Source organism: Tepidanaerobacter syntrophicus, assembly GCF_001485475.2.
In the GTDB taxonomy this organism is placed as follows: domain Bacteria; phylum Bacillota; class Thermosediminibacteria; order Thermosediminibacterales; family Tepidanaerobacteraceae; genus Tepidanaerobacter; species Tepidanaerobacter syntrophicus.
Genome location: NZ_DF977000.1, coordinates 159,631 through 175,403, shown reverse-complemented (window position 1 = coordinate 175,403; position 15,773 = coordinate 159,631). Strand labels below are relative to the sequence as shown.

The 15,773-nt window shown below is 37.7% G+C and carries 17 protein-coding genes; 12 read left to right on the top strand and 5 right to left on the bottom strand.

The window, feature by feature from the left end; genetic code table 11:
• Positions 1-281 precede the first annotated feature (281 nt).
• A complete protein-coding gene (locus TSYNT_RS03930; protein ID WP_059031931.1) occupies positions 282-1,427 on the top strand; it encodes a 1-propanol dehydrogenase PduQ in 1,146 nt (381 codons plus the stop codon).
• Here the strand turns inward: TSYNT_RS03930 and TSYNT_RS03925 are convergent.
• Both TSYNT_RS03925 and TSYNT_RS03920 read right to left on the bottom strand, forming a co-directional pair.
• Positions 1,424-2,674 (bottom strand): BaiN/RdsA family NAD(P)/FAD-dependent oxidoreductase, encoded by a 1,251-nt coding sequence (locus tag TSYNT_RS03925; RefSeq protein WP_059031929.1) that lies wholly within the window; start codon positions 2,672-2,674, stop codon positions 1,424-1,426. The genes TSYNT_RS03930 and TSYNT_RS03925 overlap by 4 nt on opposite strands.
• A 100-nt stretch (positions 2,675-2,774) precedes the next feature.
• Positions 2,775-3,539 carry a helix-turn-helix domain-containing protein gene (locus TSYNT_RS03920; RefSeq protein WP_059031927.1) on the bottom strand — a complete coding sequence of 255 codons (765 nt, stop codon included), beginning with the start codon at positions 3,537-3,539 and terminating at the stop codon, positions 2,775-2,777.
• 154 nt (positions 3,540-3,693) lie between these two features.
• Here TSYNT_RS03920 and trxA point away from each other — a divergent pair, with 154 nt between their 5' ends.
• Positions 3,694-4,005, top strand: coding sequence for a thioredoxin (trxA, locus tag TSYNT_RS03915; protein WP_059031925.1), 312 nt, complete (start codon positions 3,694-3,696; stop codon positions 4,003-4,005).
• 70 nt (positions 4,006-4,075) lie between these two features.
• On the opposite strand, the gene TSYNT_RS03910 is transcribed toward trxA, so the two are convergent.
• The 3 genes from TSYNT_RS03910 to TSYNT_RS03900 are packed head-to-tail and all read right to left on the bottom strand — an operon-like array spanning position 4,076 to position 5,738.
• The gene (locus TSYNT_RS03910; RefSeq protein WP_059031923.1) at positions 4,076-4,426 is read right to left on the bottom strand and encodes a thioredoxin family protein; all 351 of its coding nucleotides are present in this window, start codon (positions 4,424-4,426) and stop codon (positions 4,076-4,078) included.
• A 17-nt stretch (positions 4,427-4,443) separates the two neighbouring features.
• On the bottom strand, positions 4,444-5,442 hold the full coding sequence (locus TSYNT_RS03905; protein ID WP_174221079.1) for a permease: 999 nt from the start codon (positions 5,440-5,442) through the stop codon (positions 4,444-4,446).
• A complete protein-coding gene (locus TSYNT_RS03900; RefSeq protein WP_059031919.1) occupies positions 5,442-5,738 on the bottom strand; it encodes an ArsR/SmtB family transcription factor in 297 nt (98 codons plus the stop codon). Before TSYNT_RS03900 ends, TSYNT_RS03905 begins: the two co-directional genes overlap by 1 nt.
• Before the next feature lie 335 nt (positions 5,739-6,073).
• Here TSYNT_RS03900 and TSYNT_RS03895 point away from each other — a divergent pair, with 335 nt between their 5' ends.
• From TSYNT_RS03895 to cas5, 10 genes are all read left to right on the top strand, one after another.
• Positions 6,074-7,288, top strand: a complete 1,215-nt coding sequence (locus TSYNT_RS03895) for an iron-containing alcohol dehydrogenase (RefSeq protein ID WP_059031917.1) — start codon at positions 6,074-6,076, stop codon at positions 7,286-7,288.
• Between the two features lie 195 nt (positions 7,289-7,483).
• A complete protein-coding gene (locus TSYNT_RS03890) occupies positions 7,484-8,395 on the top strand; it encodes a metal ABC transporter solute-binding protein, Zn/Mn family (protein WP_059031915.1) in 912 nt (303 codons plus the stop codon).
• Positions 8,382-9,206: a metal ABC transporter ATP-binding protein gene (locus tag TSYNT_RS03885; RefSeq protein ID WP_059031913.1), complete on the top strand. Its 825-nt coding sequence runs from the start codon at positions 8,382-8,384 to the stop codon at positions 9,204-9,206. Before TSYNT_RS03890 ends, TSYNT_RS03885 begins: the two co-directional genes overlap by 14 nt.
• Positions 9,207-10,016, top strand: a complete 810-nt coding sequence (locus TSYNT_RS03880) for a metal ABC transporter permease (protein WP_059031911.1) — start codon at positions 9,207-9,209, stop codon at positions 10,014-10,016.
• The gene (locus TSYNT_RS03875) at positions 10,016-10,438 is read left to right on the top strand and encodes a Fur family transcriptional regulator (RefSeq protein WP_059031909.1); all 423 of its coding nucleotides are present in this window, start codon (positions 10,016-10,018) and stop codon (positions 10,436-10,438) included. Before TSYNT_RS03880 ends, TSYNT_RS03875 begins: the two co-directional genes overlap by 1 nt.
• Positions 10,439-10,454: 16 nt before the next feature.
• Positions 10,455-11,195, top strand: a complete 741-nt coding sequence (locus TSYNT_RS03870) for a hypothetical protein (RefSeq protein ID WP_059031906.1) — start codon at positions 10,455-10,457, stop codon at positions 11,193-11,195.
• 469 nt (positions 11,196-11,664) lie between these two features.
• The gene (gene cas6, locus TSYNT_RS03865) at positions 11,665-12,414 is read left to right on the top strand and encodes a CRISPR-associated endoribonuclease Cas6 (protein WP_059031904.1); all 750 of its coding nucleotides are present in this window, start codon (positions 11,665-11,667) and stop codon (positions 12,412-12,414) included.
• A 12-nt stretch (positions 12,415-12,426) separates the two neighbouring features.
• Positions 12,427-14,130, top strand: coding sequence for a hypothetical protein (locus TSYNT_RS03860; RefSeq protein ID WP_162780986.1), 1,704 nt, complete (start codon positions 12,427-12,429; stop codon positions 14,128-14,130).
• Positions 14,117-14,992, top strand: a complete 876-nt coding sequence (cas7i, locus tag TSYNT_RS03855) for a type I-B CRISPR-associated protein Cas7/Cst2/DevR (protein ID WP_059031900.1) — start codon at positions 14,117-14,119, stop codon at positions 14,990-14,992. Before TSYNT_RS03860 ends, cas7i begins: the two co-directional genes overlap by 14 nt.
• 34 nt (positions 14,993-15,026) lie before the next feature.
• Complete coding sequence (cas5, locus tag TSYNT_RS03850) at positions 15,027-15,770, top strand: CRISPR-associated protein Cas5 (RefSeq protein WP_059031898.1); 744 nt, start codon at positions 15,027-15,029, stop codon at positions 15,768-15,770.
• The last annotated feature ends 3 nt before the right edge of the window (positions 15,771-15,773 follow it).

Here is a 15,773-nt window from a genome sequence, read left to right as displayed (position 1 = left end):
GTTAGCGAAATGACGAAAGAACAAAGAACACAAAAGGAACACAAAAGAACCGTCACTCTGTGCACTTCTAACTCCCGTCTTGCATCTTGATGGGTTATAGTGTATAATTATTATCAAGCTAATAAGCTCTCTAAACTAATTTAGTCATTCAAAAAATTTTATAATTAAAAAACAAGTACAATGTAGTATTTGTTTTTTATGTAAAAGGCAACGTTGCCCTTATATCTACGCTTTTAAAAGCGTGGGTTTAAGGGCTATTTTTTTAAATAAGGGGCGATTTTATGGTAAATTGGAGAGGAAGTTTTTGTGTTCCGACAAGGATACATTATGGGTTAGGCTCTCTAGAGGTATTAGCTCAAATAGGTATCAAAAATGCATTGATTGTTTCAGACCCCTTTTTAGTAAAATCAGGAATGATAAAGAACGTGACAGAACAATTAGATAAGGCAAATATTAGCTATACAATCTTTAGCGATGTAGTTCCTGATCCTACCGTTGCGGTAGTTGTAAGTGGAGTTGCAGCAGCGCAGAAGATTTTGCCTGAAACCATTATTGCTTTCGGTGGAGGTTCTGCCATAGACACTGCCAAGGGCATACTCTATTTTTATGCTTGTATTAATGAGGAAAAAAATGAAGAGTCTAAGCCCAGGCTGATTGTAATACCGACTACCAGCGGCACAGGCTCAGAAGTTACTGATTTTGCAGTAATTACAGACGAGAAAGCAAAAGCCAAAATTCCTTTAAGAGATAAAAAATTAATGCCAAATCATGCGATTTTAGACGCAAATCTTGTGCGTTCATTACCCCCTACAGTAACGGCAGATACAGGGATAGATGTCTTGACTCACGCCATAGAAGCTTATGTCTCCACCCTGGCATCGGATTTTACAGATGCACTTGCCGAAAAAGCCATAAGAATAGTTTTTGATTATCTGCCGAAGTCTTATCAAAATGGCAATGATGATGAAGCAAGAGTCAGGATGCATGATGCCTCAACTCTGGCGGGTATGGCCTTTACTCACACGTCCCTAGGCATAAATCACAGCATGGCCCATGCCTTAGGAGGAAGATTTCACATACCTCATGGCAGAGCAAATGGCATACTTCTTCCTTATGTCATAGATTACAACAGCAAAGAAGAAAAAGCCGCTGTAAGATATGCCGAGATATCCAGGCTTTTAGGACTAAACTATATGTCGGATATATACGCTGCAAAAGAGCTCAGAAATATGGTTATAAAGCTTAAAGAAAATCTAGAAATGCCGTCGTGTTTCAAGGAAACCGGAATTCCTGAAGCAGATTTTTTAGCCAGCATAGAAGCTCTTGCAGCAACAGCTATGAGGGATTCTTGCACGCAAACAAACCCCAGGGTGCCAACCCAAGAGGATTTAGAAAAACTTTTTAAGAAAGCCTATTACGGAAATTAATTTGGCGCACATGAGGCAGATTTGCCGGCGAGGTAACCGGAAGACCAAGCCCACTGTAAATTAAAGCCGCCGCAGGCGCCGTCTATGTCGATTATTTCACCGCAAAAGTAAAGACCTTTTACAAGCGTGGATTCCAATGTGTATGGATTGATAGTTGTTGTATCCACGCCGCCTGCCGTGACCTGAGCGCTGGGCCAGGATCTGGTGCCTGTAATTTTAAATCTCCAATCCGTTAAAATTTTTGCGATTTTAGCCCTTTCTGCCGTAGAAACATTGCAGACGGGCTTTTTTATTTCACCAATCCCTGCCTGCCTTAATATAACAGGTATCAGTCGCTTATTTATAAAGCCCACAAGACTAAAATCAAGAGGTTTTTCAGGCATATTGCGAAAACGTTTTGCAAGAAACTCATCTAATTCATTTTCGCTCATATCATCTATTATTGAAACTTTAAGCACAGCTTCCCTTTTCGCATTTATTAATTCCCCTGCCTTACGGCTAATCTGCAAAATAGGAGGACCGGAGATGCCATAATTTGCAAAAAGTATGTCGCCTCTATCTTTTACAATACTCTTGCTGCCTTCCATAACTTCGGCCGTTCCTACAAATTTTACCCCTTCAATCTGTTTAAAAAAATCCCCTTCAAGTTTTAGCTGCACGAGGGCAGGAAATATATCAACTACAGGGTGGCCTAATTTTTTAGCAATCTCAAATCCATTTCCGTCTGAACCGGAAGAAGGCATGGCTTTACCGCCACAGGCAAGTATTACTTTGCTTGCTTCTAAAATTCGTCCATCTTCAAGCCGGAGCATAAAGCCTCGCTTTGTTTTCTTTATGTCTTTGACAAAAGTATTGCATATGACATTTACGCCTGCTCGATTCAGCTCATATAAAAGGACGTCTAAAACGCTTGAAGCTTGATCAGACATAGGAAATACCTTTCCTGCGTCTTCGATGCGGGGAACAATACCTAACTTTTCAAAAAAGCCCATGGTTTGCTGTACATTAAAAGCCGACAGTGCGCCATAAGCAAATTCCGGATTTTTGCCATGATAATATTTTATATCTGTATTTACATTAGTGTAGTTACACCTTCCGTTGCCCGTAGCAAGGATTTTCTTGCCTATTCGCGGATTGCGTTCCAATATAGTAACATTTGCGCCGCTGTAGCGAGCTGAAAGGGCTGCCAATATGCCGGAAGCTCCGCCCCCCACAACATATATTTTTGCTGTATCTGTTTTGGACAATGATTTTCTCTCCTTTATGGTAGCATAATAAATATTTAGAAATACTCATTGACAGCGAAAAAAAATAATAGTATAATAAAATCAGGCTAGAAAAAAGCGTTTAAACACGCCTATGTTCCTTGTAAAGCTGAATAAACTTTAGGATAAAAGTAAATTCTTCGGTACTGCAGTCGGCCAAAAGTTCAAGAGCTGACCGGACCCGAGGATCGTTTAAGAGTTCCCTTATTTCAGGATTCATAGATTTCAATGTAGACGTAAGCTCATCATCCTCTGAAACAAAAAAGCACGGCGAAAGGGAAAGCGCTGCAGCGATTTTTTCTAGAGTTTTAATAGAAGGCTCTACCTTTCCGCTTTCAATCTGACCTATAAGACCGGTAGATACTCCGGCTTTCTTTGCAAGCTGTGCTTGGGTGATATTTCGCTCCCGCCGTATCTTTTTTATCTTGTAGCCGACAAAACTGGTGGAAGCCATGAGAAGTTCCGGTTCTACATCTAAAGCGGCGGCTATATTCTTCAAAGTAGAAAGCGCCGGCATTACCTTGCTGTTTTCAATTTGGCAAAGATAGCTTGGCGAGATATTGGCCTTTTCAGCAAGCTCGCTAAGAGACATGCCTTTTTCCTCTCGAATAATAGAAATCTTTGCTCCAAGTCCGCTGGTATTTGCCGGACTGGTTGGAGAAAGAAGTGCATCACGAGAAATATTCAAGGCTTGCGAGATTTTTTCAAGGGTCTCCAATGAAGGCTGTTTCTTGCCTCGTTCAACTTCACTAAGGTAAGAAACTGAAAGACCCGTCTGCCGGGCCAAATCTTCTAATGTCATATTTCGCTTTTGACGAAGGCTCCGAATAATTTTGCTCTCTATCATAAAAACTGCATCCTTCCATAATAATTTAAAAATAATATTACACTAAACCTTTAAGGGGTTTTCGCAAAATATAAATTATACTATAATAGTAGTATAGTATAACCACAAAAACAGGTCAAGAAAAATAAAATAGTTTCCAAAGGAGGAAATTTAAATGAAACCTATAGTTGTTACAGACGATAATTTTGAAAGTGAAGTCCTTCAAGCAAAAGGTAAGGTATTAGTAGATTTTTGGGCAGCTTGGTGTGGTCCTTGCCGCATGATGAGCCCTGTTATTGAGGAGATAGCCGCAGAATATCCCGGAATTAAAGTCTGCAAATTAAACGTAGACGAAAATCCCAATACCGCTTCAAAATTTGGAATCATGAGCATACCCACACTTATACTTTTTGAAGACGGAAAGGTAGCTAAAAAATTAATAGGATTTAGACCAAAACAAGAATTAGTAGCTGAAATAGGACTATAGATAAAAAACCAAAAGACCAGCCGTCCAAGCGTTTATGCTTAGGTATGGCTGGTCTTTTTATAAGCGGTTATTAATTCAAGCCCCTGGCTTCTTTAAGGATTTTTACCACTTCATCCTTTTTTAGAACTTTGCCAAAGGAGACAACTTTGCCGTCTACTACAAGAGCGGGTGTGCTCATTACTCCATAAGATGCTATCTTACTAAAATCTGTAACATGGTCGATTTTATCATCCATGCCCAACTCGGCCAAGGCTTGCCGCGCAGCTTCTTCTAATGCATTGCACTTTTTACATCCTGAGCCAAGTATCTTGATGCCGCCTTCAGTCTTTTTCTCCTCAGCTATTTTCGTGTTTTCATCGCTGCAATCACAGTTGCAGCAGCAGGGTTCAATTTCCTCTTTTTTCTTTCCAAAAAGTTCCATAATATTCCCTCCACCTTTTATATAAATATATATTGAAATATATTAAAGATATATCCGACTAAAATAATGCCAAAAGTACAAATCCCTATAAAAACTGTCAACAATCTGGGTTTTATAGCCTTGCGCAGCATTATCATGGAAGGTAGGCTCAGTGTAGTTACCCCCATCATAAAAGACAGCACTGTTCCAAGCTGCGCTCCCTTATAAAGCAGTGCTTCTGCGATAGGTATGGTGCCAAAGATATCCGCATATATTGGCACTCCTATCAATGTTGCTATAATTACGCCAAAAGGATTGTTATCGCCCAGTATATTTTCTATAAAGCTTTCAGGTATCCAGTTGTGAATAATTGAACCTATGCCTACTCCAACTAAAATATAAGGAAAAACTCTTTTAAATGTGCTCGAAACTTGCTCTCTTGCATATAGCAGCCGCTGGCTTTGAGTCAAATCAGGAGATTCAATGTCTACTCTGCCGGCCTTTACAATAAACTCTTCAATATACTTTTCCATTTGCAGCTTTTCTATGAGCGTGCCGCCTGCCACAGCGACAACAAGACCTAGAACCACATAAGCAAGGGCGATTTTTGTTCCAAAGATACTCATCAGCAACACAAGACTGCCCAAGTCCACCATGGGAGACGAGATCAAAAAAGAGAACGTAACACCCAGCGAAAGACCTGCGCTTGTAAAACCAATGAACAGCGGAATAGATGAACAACTGCAAAAGGGCGTTACCGTCCCTAGAAGTGCCGCCATACAATTTGCCCATATGCCGCTGAATTTTCCCATAATCTTTTTACTGCGTTCCGGAGGAAAATAACTTTGTATATAGGAAATTATAAAAATAAGGATACACAAGAGAAAAGTAATCTTTAATGTGTCATACAAGAAAAACTGAAGACTGCCGCCTACTTTGCTTTCTATATCCAATCCGAGCCTTACTAATATATTTCCAATCAATGTATTTAGCCACTTAAGGCCCAGGACCTGATTTTGAATAAAATTCCATGCCATCAGCATCTGCACTCCTTACTGCTTTTGCAACAAGACAGAGATGCAATATAGCTTTGAAAATCGTAGAATGTATCACAGTTTAGAGAATAATAGCACCACTTTCCTTCGCGACGGGCATTTACAAGGCCTGAGTCGCAAAGCACCTTCATATGGTGGGATAGCGTAGGCTGCGTAATATCAAACTTTTCCAGTAGTTTGCATGCACATTTTTCGCCATCTGAGAGCATCTCTACTATCTGCAGGCGGTTAAAGTCCCCAAGGGCTTTACATATTAAAGCAGCATCTTTTTCTTCCATGAATTACACCTCATATTGATTGATATCTATCTAATAAGGTAATACATATATAGATATTTGTCAATATGTTTGCGAGTTGCGAATATCGTCAGCTAAATGCAAAAACCTTTATAAATAATTGTAAGCAAGAAGCGTGTATATTAAGTTATGTTCATAGACTGTCTTCTGATTGAGAAAATCTTCACAAAATCGAGAAAATCGCAGATATATCGTTAAAAATTAAACAAACTGTAGCAGAATGGATATATTTAAAGGTGGTTGCATTTTGTATAATTGACATACAAGTTATATAATAAATACAGAGAATGTGAAAACAATCACAAGGAGGTATTATTATGTGGGAGCTTACCGTAAATCCTAATAAAGTTTTTGAGCTAAGATGTAAGAACACAACATATTTTGGAGTTGGAGCAATCCACAAGATTGCTGATATCTTAGATAACTTTAAAGAACATAAAATAACTAAGATTTTGTTTGTCACCGGAAAAGGTTCTTATAAAGTTAGCGGAGCATGGGATATAGTAAAACCGGCATTAGATGAGAGAGGTTTTGAATACAAATTATATGACAAAGTAGGCCCTAATCCAACAGTAGATATGATTGATGAGGCGACAAAGCTAGGCAGAGAAATGGGAGCTGAAGCCATAATCAGTATCGGCGGTGGTAGTCCTGCCGATACAGCAAAAAGCGTATCAGTTCTATTAAAATATACCGATAAAGATGCAAGACAGCTCTACACTCTGGAATTTGTTCCGGAAGAATCTGTTCCGCTTGTTGTAATAAACTTGACCCATGGCACAGGGACAGAAGTCGATAGATTTGCCGTTGCAACTATTCCCGAGAAAAACTATAAACCGGCTATCGCTTATGAATGTCTGTATCCAAGGTTTGCTATAGATGATCCTGCTTTAATGAAGAATCTTTCAAGAACTCAGACCATAGCAGTTACAGTAGATGCCGTAAACCATGTTATAGAAGCAGCTACTACGAAAGCAGCCTCGCCTTATAGTATTTTAACAGCCAAAGAGACCATAAGGCTTGTGGCAAGATACTTACCTATTGTATTAAAAGATCCGGAAAATTTAACAGCTCGCTATTATTTACTATACGCATCACTTCTTGCAGGAATTTCGTTTGATAACGGATTGCTGCATTTGACACATGCGTTAGAGCATCCGCTTAGTGCTGTAAAAGGCGATCTTTCCCATGGATTAGGTCTGGGCGCTATCTTGCCGGCAGTAATTGAGACAATTTATCCTGTAGAAAGTGAAGTGCTGGCTGATATATTATACCCAATAGTTCCTGATTTACAAGGACTCCCGGCTGAGGCAGAGTATGCTGCTTGCAGGTTCGAAGAATGGCTGTTCTCGGTAGGCTGCACCGAGAAACTATCGGATCTTGGATTTACTGAAGAGGATATACCTAAATTAGTAGAACTTGTAAAAACAACACCATCATTAGACGGCCTTTGCGCTATGTCTCCTGTTCCTGCTACCGATAAAGTTATAACCGATATCTTTACTAAATCATTAACCCCCATGCATGCCTAGTGACAATCTAGCACTTAGAAATACCCTCGGAAACGGGGGTATTTTTTTGCAATTCTGGTGAAATAGTTATTCGGTCGATACGGATTATGTATCTATTGACACTCTTTACCTTCTACCTTATAATGTAAGTTACAAATGCAAATCCTTTGCAATTAGAAAAGGTTATTAAAACCAAACTCCAGGGAGGAAAGCCTGTTGAAGAAAACAAAAACTATTTTAGTATTATTTTTAGCTGTATGTCTTGCGGCTTTTGCAGCAGGATGCGCCAAAAACGAAGATGTAGAAGAAGTAGAACCGGAAGATCAAGCAAACCTTAAAATTTACACTACATTTTATCCTATTTACGATTTTACCGAGAAAATTGTAGGCGATAACGCCAATGTGGAAAATCTCATTCCTACAGGGGTTGAACCTCATGACTATGAACTTTCTCCAAAACAGATGGCAAAGATTTACGACGGCGATATTTTCATATATTTAGGCGAAAGCATGGAGCCTTGGGCTTCAAAGATTGCAGAAGATTTAAGTAAGAATGGCGTAAAGGTGCTGGAAGTCGGCACAGATCTTATAGAAAACAATGATCCCCATATATGGCTTGACCCTGTTTTAGCAAAGGAAATGGCACAAAAGATTTTTGAAGTAATTGCCGCAGAAGACCCCGAACATGAAGAAATATACAAAGAAAATCTTGAAGCCCTTTTAAAAAAATTTGATGAACTTGATAAAGAACTGCTTGAAGTAACATCAAAAAGCTCAAAAAAGGATGTTGTTACTTCTCATGGGTTTTTAGATTATATGGCGAAAAGATACGGCTTTAATCAAATATCTATAGCAGGCCTTTCGCCTCAAGATGAACCATCGCCTAAAAAGATAGCCGAGATCGCGGATATATGTAAATCGAAGAATATAAAGTATATTTTAGTAGAAAAAGGTTCATCCTCAAAACTACCTGAAACAGTAGCAAATGAAATAGGGGCACAGATTTTAACTATAAATCCCTTAGAAACACTGTGGCCTGATGAAATAAAGGCAGGAGAAGATTATTTTTCCATTATGGAAAAAAATTTAGATATTTTAAGGCAGGCGTTAGAATATGAAGGGCAGTAATGCTTCATGCATCGATTCTTGCGGCGAATTAAAAGCAAAAGCCGGTGACGAAATGGAAAGAAAGTTAGAGATAGATAAATCTGCCGATGTAATAAGGCTTGAAGGTGTTTCCTTTTCCTATAATGGCACACCGGTTTTGCGTAATATAAATTTATTAGTTGAAAAAGGTGAATTTCTTGCAATTCTCGGCCCCAATGGCTCGGCAAAGTCAACGCTGCTCAAAATCATGCTGGGCCTGCTTGTGCCTAAGGCCGGTGAAGCTAAGATATTCGGCCGAAAAATCAAAAATTTTAAAGAGTGGAATAAGATAGGTTATATATCCCAGCATGCATCAAATACCAATATTTCTTTTCCGGCAACGGTGATGGAAATCGTATCTTCCGGCTATTATCCGGGATTTGGAAAAATATTTAACAAAAGCAAGATAAAAGAAGCAGCCGAAGATGCTTTAAAAGAAGTGGGGATAAGCCATCTTGCAACTAAACTTTTAGGACATCTTTCGGGAGGACAAAGACAAAAGGTATTTCTTGCAAGAGCGCTTGTGAAAAAACCTGAAGCGCTTTTCTTAGATGAGCCTACTACCGGTATTGATGCAGCATCACAGCGGGAGTTTTATGAGCTCCTAGACAAATTTCATAAAGAAGGCGGAACTGTAGTAATGGTAACCCACGAAGTTGACGCAGCGCTGAGGATTGCGGATAAAGTAGGCTACATGGAGGATGGCGAAATATCAGTATATGAAAATAATGACAGTCTTTCAAAAATTTTGGCCTATAGATTGCTTGGCAAAAGTGCAAGGAGAGGTATTTAAATGGATATGTTAAGTTTCGATTTTATGCAGAGAGCTTTTGCGGCAGGAATCATAATAGCGCTTTTAGCGTCGATTATGGGCGTTTTTATAGTATTAAGACGAATGTCCATGATAGGCGACAGCCTGTCCCATGCGGCTTTAGCCGGAGTTGCAGGGGCTATGCTTATAGGCATTAATACATCTTATGGAGCCCTGGCGTTTTCATGCATTGCGGCTTTTTTAATTGAGGCAATAAGGTCATCGTTTAATAAATATGCTGAGGTAGCTCTGGCAGTGGTGCTTTCCGGAGGGATGGGGCTTGCGGCGGTGCTTATAAGCCTTGGAAAATCATTTAATACAGATCTTATGTCTTATTTATTCGGTAGTCTGGTAGCCGTTTCTTCGCAGGATCTGATAATTATTTCAATATTAGGTTCCTTCTTAATGTTTTCTATGGTATTATTATATAAAGAGCTTTTTGCTGTAACTTTTGATGAGGAGACGGCAAAACTTGCCGGAATTCCGGTAAAAGCTGTAAATATTTGTTTTATGCTTATGACAGCGGTGGTCGTGACGCTCTCGATCAGAATAGTGGGAGCTTTACTGATATCCGCTCTTATTGTTATACCTGCTGCTGTCAGCGTGCAGCTTGCCGGAAGTTTCAAATCGACGTTTTTTATATCTGCAGTAGTTGCAGTTTTTTCTGTGATAAGCGGCCTTTATATTTCTTTTTTATTTGATTTGGCTCCGGGCGGAACCATCGTTTTAATTGCTGCGGCTATTTTGATGATTGTTCTTTTGGTTAAAAAATTAAAAGGAGCCTTAAACTAATGGATACTGAAGAGATACTGAAAAAGCAAAAATTAAAAGTAACACCGCAGCGTAAGGCTATAATACAAGTGCTTCAGAATTCCAGTTCAGTTTTAAGCGCTCAGGAGATATTTGCAGCAGTCATAGATGTAATGCCGAATGTTAATCTTTCGACAGTATATCGAAATATTGATGTGCTGCTCAAAAAAGGTGTTTTGTGTCGAATTACTTCTGAAGACGATAAAATTCTTTATGAACTTAGACGAGAGAAAGGCCACCATCACCATATTATTTGCAAAAAGTGCGGTGCGTCAATACCTATTGATTACTGCCCGATGGAAGATATAGAAAAAGAGCTTGACAAAAAAGGATTTACGCCCACGGAACATCGATTTGAAATCTATGGCTATTGTGAAAAGTGCAGCAAAAAATTAAAAAAATGAGGGGGTTTTAATATAGTTGAACCGGCTAAAGTTAGTAGGAAAACTTTCTATTTTTATGCTGGTTGCATTAATGATACTTACAGGATGTAGTAAAGGGGATAGTGCAAGTCCGGGAACTTCTAATACGCAGAACAACCCTTCCGGCACAAAAGAGACATCGTCCCAAGAAGATTCTGTGGTCTTGCCTGTCCAAAATACAGATGATGAAGACACCCAGGATGACTCAAAAAACGGCGATGATGTAAATACAGAAGAGGAACCGGCATTTAATATAGAAGAGGCAGAGCAAATAGAAGGCTGGAAAAAAATTATCGTCAAAGACTATGCTTATGTTACAGAAGACTGGGTCTCATATTCTTTTCGCGAAAATTCCCCTATAATTTCCTACTCCCTAGAATTTCCCTCCCAGTGGAAAGTAGAATATAGTATTTTTACCGATGAAAATGGCGAAAAAATAGGAGAACTTTTGCCGCCTGTGATGATGAAGGAAGGCCAGACTCTCCTTGACACCTGGAAGCCAAGCGATGATTATGAACTTATATCTAAAGAAGATATAAAAGTGGGAGAACTTACAGGCGTAAAAATAATTACGAAATCATATCCTTACGGAGGAGACATCGACGTATGGTATCCTCATACTTATTATCTTACTGATGGAAAGCGAGTCTTCATAATTAGTTTTTATACACTTGATATTGATTTACAAAAACAGGAATTATTCGATAAAATTATAAGCACTTTTAAATTTTTAGATTAAACCATCAAAATTCGACACAAAACATAAAGCGGAGCAAATAAATGCTCCGTTTTTTTGTATCCTGTTATCATCCTATATCTTACTTTCATTCTAAGTACAGCAAAAAATCCTATTACAAAGTTTACAAATAAATCAGATAAAATTTTTCCGGGAAAGGAGGAAAACTGCGATAAGCGTTGAATATATAAATAAGTTACATTTTTCTCAAAGTACTTAGGTAATTTTGCTAAACATTAAAATAAAAATCCTCATAGGTAAACTAATCAAACATCAAAGTCACAAATTTCCATTCCTTATAGGCAATCTATGTCTGTTTGATTATATCAAAAATCGTGATAGATTGCAGCTTATTTTGTAAAAGTTTTTTTAAGTTTTTTTAAAAACCTTCTTGACAATTAGATTATTATGTTTTATGCTTAATGTAAGATTAAATAAAACAGCAAAGTCACAATAATAAGGAGGATTTAAATTGCAATTATGTCTATTGTTAAGAAATAGACAAAATGACAATCAAACTACTTTACCGTTGCAGTATAATCACTTAATTCAAGGAATGATATACAATAATATAGATGATGAACTCGCAGATTTTCTGCACAATAGGGGATTCACCTATAATGAACGCACGTTTAAAATGTTTAATTTTTCTAATTTATTTGGTAAATTCTCAATAGATAAAAAGAACAAATCAATCACCTTTTTTTCTGATATGAAACTGTATTTTTCATCTCCGATGGATGAGTTTTGCCAGTCATTTGGGAATTCCATTTTAAAGAAAGGTGAAATTGTTTTAGGAAAAAACAAACTACAGGTTAAAGAAATACAGTTTATTCCGACAAATACCAAAAGTACATCTATCTTAGTACAAACTCTATCTCCGATAGTAGCCTATAGTACTTTTATAAAACCAGATGGAGGAAAATATACATGTTATTTTACGCCAAAGGAACCAATGTTTCAGGAATTAGTCAAAGAAAATCTAAGAAAAAAATGGCAGGCCTTTTATAATAGGCCGGCACCTGAAAGATTCGAAATTTTCCCAGTTGGCAATCATAAGCAAAATGTAGTTATTTATAAAAATACAGTTATAAAAGGTTCTAGCGGGTTATTTCGCCTGCGAGGCGATAGTGAACTTCTGTCCTTTGCACTAAGTGCTGGGCTTGGAAGCAAAGGCTCTCAAGGTTTTTCGTGCATACAAATAATAAATGAAGGGAGGTAAATTAAGCATATGATGGAATATACTTTTAAAGTCAGAAATAATTGGTGGTTGAATGCGGGATTAGCCGGATTATACCTTATAGCCGTAAAGGATGCACTTCGAGATAAAAGAGAGGAATTAAATATTGAAGTTGTTCCAAAATCGATAGGACTTACATTTCAAGCTGAAAATATTGATGATTTGCGTTCTTTTCTCGGGGAATGCTATGAACATCTTGCAGGGATGTATTGGAATATCTCAAGTGCCAGCCAGCGAGAAAAACAGGAACTTGTAATATATGATAGAGAAAAAGATGAACTAAAAACAGCACCGCGACGAATGCCCATTCCGCCTATTCAAAAAGTGTTAAGCGCAAGAAGCTGGAAAGCCGAAGGAGAAAAATATGAAAATTTGCCTGAATCTCTCAAAAAACGAGTTGATGAGTTTTTAAGCCAAACAAATAAAAAACTGTGGGGTAAAGATGAAAAACTTCTATATGAGCCACCTATTTGTCACGATACTGAAATCAAGATTTTGCCAAAAGAAAAGAGTAAAAAGAAAACCTATACCTGCTGTATATGTGGCCAGGAACACACTGAGGTATATGATATAGCACAACCAATCTATTTCTTATTTGCAAGTGCTTCTGCTTCACGATCCTTTCATTCTCAGGCACGAAAACTCGATGCTGTTTGTTGGGAGTGTAATTTCTTATCAAAATTTGCATACGAGTGTATACACTATAAAACGGACAACGATACCATGATCATAATTTCTCCTAACTCACCCAATTTGAAACATTTACTCAAATTACAGGACAAACTTGGCTGCAGATCTGCTTTAAGAGCTTTTGATGATCAATACTTTCTAAAAAATATAGGGGTAAATAAAGATGAATTACTTTATTATGCTAATAAACCATATGAACTGCTTTGGGCATTCTATTTTGACGCCTATGATTTACTAAAAAGACAATATGACCTAAAAAATGAAAACGTGAATAGTAACATAAATTCATTTCTTCAAGAGCTAATCGGAGATATATTGGGAGCACCAACTGAAGTAGTTTTACTTTTCTTAGAAACTAAAGGGCAAACTTTTATAACTAAAGATTTAATCATTTACCAAGATACAGCATACATGTTTAGGCTATTTTCTGCACTAATGGAAAAAGATGTAAATTTAAAGCAAGTATTTGAAGATTTATACGATACAATGGAATCAAAAATTGAAAATAGGGCATTAAAGCGCAATGAAATACTAAAAAAGGTTCTAAATAAGCATCCTATCTTGCAGGATATGGAAGAATTTTGTTTTAGTAAAATAGTGAGCAATAACGGTTTTCTGCGTATGCGCAATATGCTGCTGTTTATCATGAATTATCAATTAATTATAAGGGGTGATAGCATGACTAAAGAACAGATTGAAGCTGCCGTGAATTTGGGAAAGCAGATTGTCTTGCAGGCAAAGCAAAAACTGAACAATGATGAATTTAAAAAAATTAAAGGCGATTTATTTAAGCTGAGAAAAACACGGACAGCAACAGATTTCTTGAACCAATTAAATAACTTGCAGTTTAGATATGGGATTTCTGTATCTAAACCAATACAAGAGGGATTAATCAACGATGTTAATTTTGAAGATTTTCGAGCTTACTGTATTTTAGGTGCATTGAATGTTTATAATGGTATCATGACAGATTCTAAAAAAGGAGATGTGAAAGATGGAGAAAATTAAGGCATTGACAATTACTTATTTGACAAAGGCAAGCTATGCTTCATTAAATGGTTCTGACAAAGAAGCAGATAACATTTCCAGCATAAAAAAGATACGTAAAAATGATGGGAAAGATTATCCATACTGTTCTTCACAAGCTATTCGGAGAGCGCTTAGAGAGCAACTTGCGGTGATGGGCTTTGAACTTTCTGAAGGAAAAGCCGGAGAGAAAGAGAAAGGTGCTGCTACTACGTTGTGTGATCCCAAAAACTATATCGATGATGATTTATTTGGGTTTATGGATGCGAAAAAAGAAACTGTAAAAAGAACAAGCCCGGTTCGCGTATCGCCGGCAATTGCTCTTAATCCATATCTAGGAGACATGGATTTTGGTACGAATTATATGTCTGTTTCTGCTGGGGGCAATCCCAACATATTTGAAACGGAAATCCATTCCGGATTTTATTGCGGGACTATTCTAATCGAGCTTGATAGGGTTGGAGAAGCTTCAAAGGGTGACCTTTACGAACTTAGCTTAAGTCCGGAAGAAAAAACTAAGAGAGTCCTTGCACTTTGCGATGCAATACAAAACCTTTGGACCGTAGGAAGGCAGAGCAGATTTTTAACTGATATGTCGCCTAAGATGGTTTGCGCAGCTATTATGCCGGTTAAAAATCCTATTTTTCTTGAGAGCGTAAAACTAAAAGGAGAAAACGATTTTGATGCTGAGCTAATCAAAAATACAGCAGAAGATTTTTCATCACAGATTTTGGCTCATACATTTGGAGAAAGAAAAGGTTTCTTTGATTTAGATCATGACGGGTTTGTGCCAATCGGAGAAGCCTTTAAAGAAATCAGAAACTGGATTAGCGAAGTTTATTAAGGAAAATTCATTAAGCAAAGGGAGGGAAATGAATTTGAAAGGTATAAGCATAGAAGTTGAAGCAATTACTGCTTCATTTCGAGAAGCGGCAGGACAGTTGTATCATGAGACACTCCCTTTACCCCCTCCTAGCACCCTTGCGGGATTTGCAGGAGCAGCAATGGGCAAGAGTTTTGAAGAAACTCTCAGCTTTTTCAAAAGGTATCATATTGGGGTCGGATGCCAAGGGAATTATCAAGGCAAAGGCCGCGACCTCTGGAATTATGAGAAGATAAAAAGTGGCGGCAAATCAGGCACAGATATAGTTATCAGAGAGTTTTTATATGAATTTCGTGGCAAATTGTATTATATGTGCGAGGACAAGGAAATAGCAAAGGAGCTATATAATGCTTTTACAGCACCTTATTACGGACTAACCTTAGGCACAAGCGATGATATTGCAAAATTAAGCAAGGTAACATGGCACGATGATTTAAAAATAGGTAAAAGCTCAGAAATAGATAATACCTGGATTTATGGCGATCAATTGTCTAATCTTGAATTAGACTGGGAAAAAATAAGTAAGACTCCTATTGCAAAAACTATAAAGCCAGCAATAGTTAAATTACTACCTGTAGATTATACATTTGAAACTGATGGTGCTCGACAAGCTTGTTCATACCAAACTTTTACCTTTTTGGGAGACAATCAAAAGCCTACTAATCCGGTTTCTGTGTATTTTTTTGATGATACAGTAGTTTCTTTGTGCTATATATTTAATGAAAAAGGAAATGAATAAATA

Bases quoted from the DNA above. Each gene is read 5' to 3' on its own strand.
- TSYNT_RS03930 (WP_059031931.1), top strand. From the start codon at position 282: ATGGTAAATTGGAGAGGAAGTTTTTGTGTTCCGACAAGGATACATTAT.
- TSYNT_RS03920 (WP_059031927.1), bottom strand. From the start codon at position 3,539: ATGATAGAGAGCAAAATTATTCGGAGCCTTCGTCAAAAGCGAAATATG.
- trxA (WP_059031925.1), top strand. From the start codon at position 3,694: ATGAAACCTATAGTTGTTACAGACGATAATTTTGAAAGTGAAGTCCTT.
- TSYNT_RS03910 (WP_059031923.1), bottom strand. From the start codon at position 4,426: ATGGAACTTTTTGGAAAGAAAAAAGAGGAAATTGAACCCTGCTGCTGC.
- TSYNT_RS03905 (WP_174221079.1), bottom strand. From the start codon at position 5,442: ATGGCATGGAATTTTATTCAAAATCAGGTCCTGGGCCTTAAGTGGCTA.
- TSYNT_RS03900 (WP_059031919.1), bottom strand. From the start codon at position 5,738: ATGGAAGAAAAAGATGCTGCTTTAATATGTAAAGCCCTTGGGGACTTT.
- TSYNT_RS03895 (WP_059031917.1), top strand. From the start codon at position 6,074: ATGTGGGAGCTTACCGTAAATCCTAATAAAGTTTTTGAGCTAAGATGT.
- TSYNT_RS03885 (WP_059031913.1), top strand. From the start codon at position 8,382: ATGAAGGGCAGTAATGCTTCATGCATCGATTCTTGCGGCGAATTAAAA.
- TSYNT_RS03880 (WP_059031911.1), top strand. From the start codon at position 9,207: ATGGATATGTTAAGTTTCGATTTTATGCAGAGAGCTTTTGCGGCAGGA.
- TSYNT_RS03875 (WP_059031909.1), top strand. From the start codon at position 10,016: ATGGATACTGAAGAGATACTGAAAAAGCAAAAATTAAAAGTAACACCG.
- TSYNT_RS03860 (WP_162780986.1), top strand. From the start codon at position 12,427: ATGGAATATACTTTTAAAGTCAGAAATAATTGGTGGTTGAATGCGGGA.
- cas7i (WP_059031900.1), top strand. From the start codon at position 14,117: ATGGAGAAAATTAAGGCATTGACAATTACTTATTTGACAAAGGCAAGC.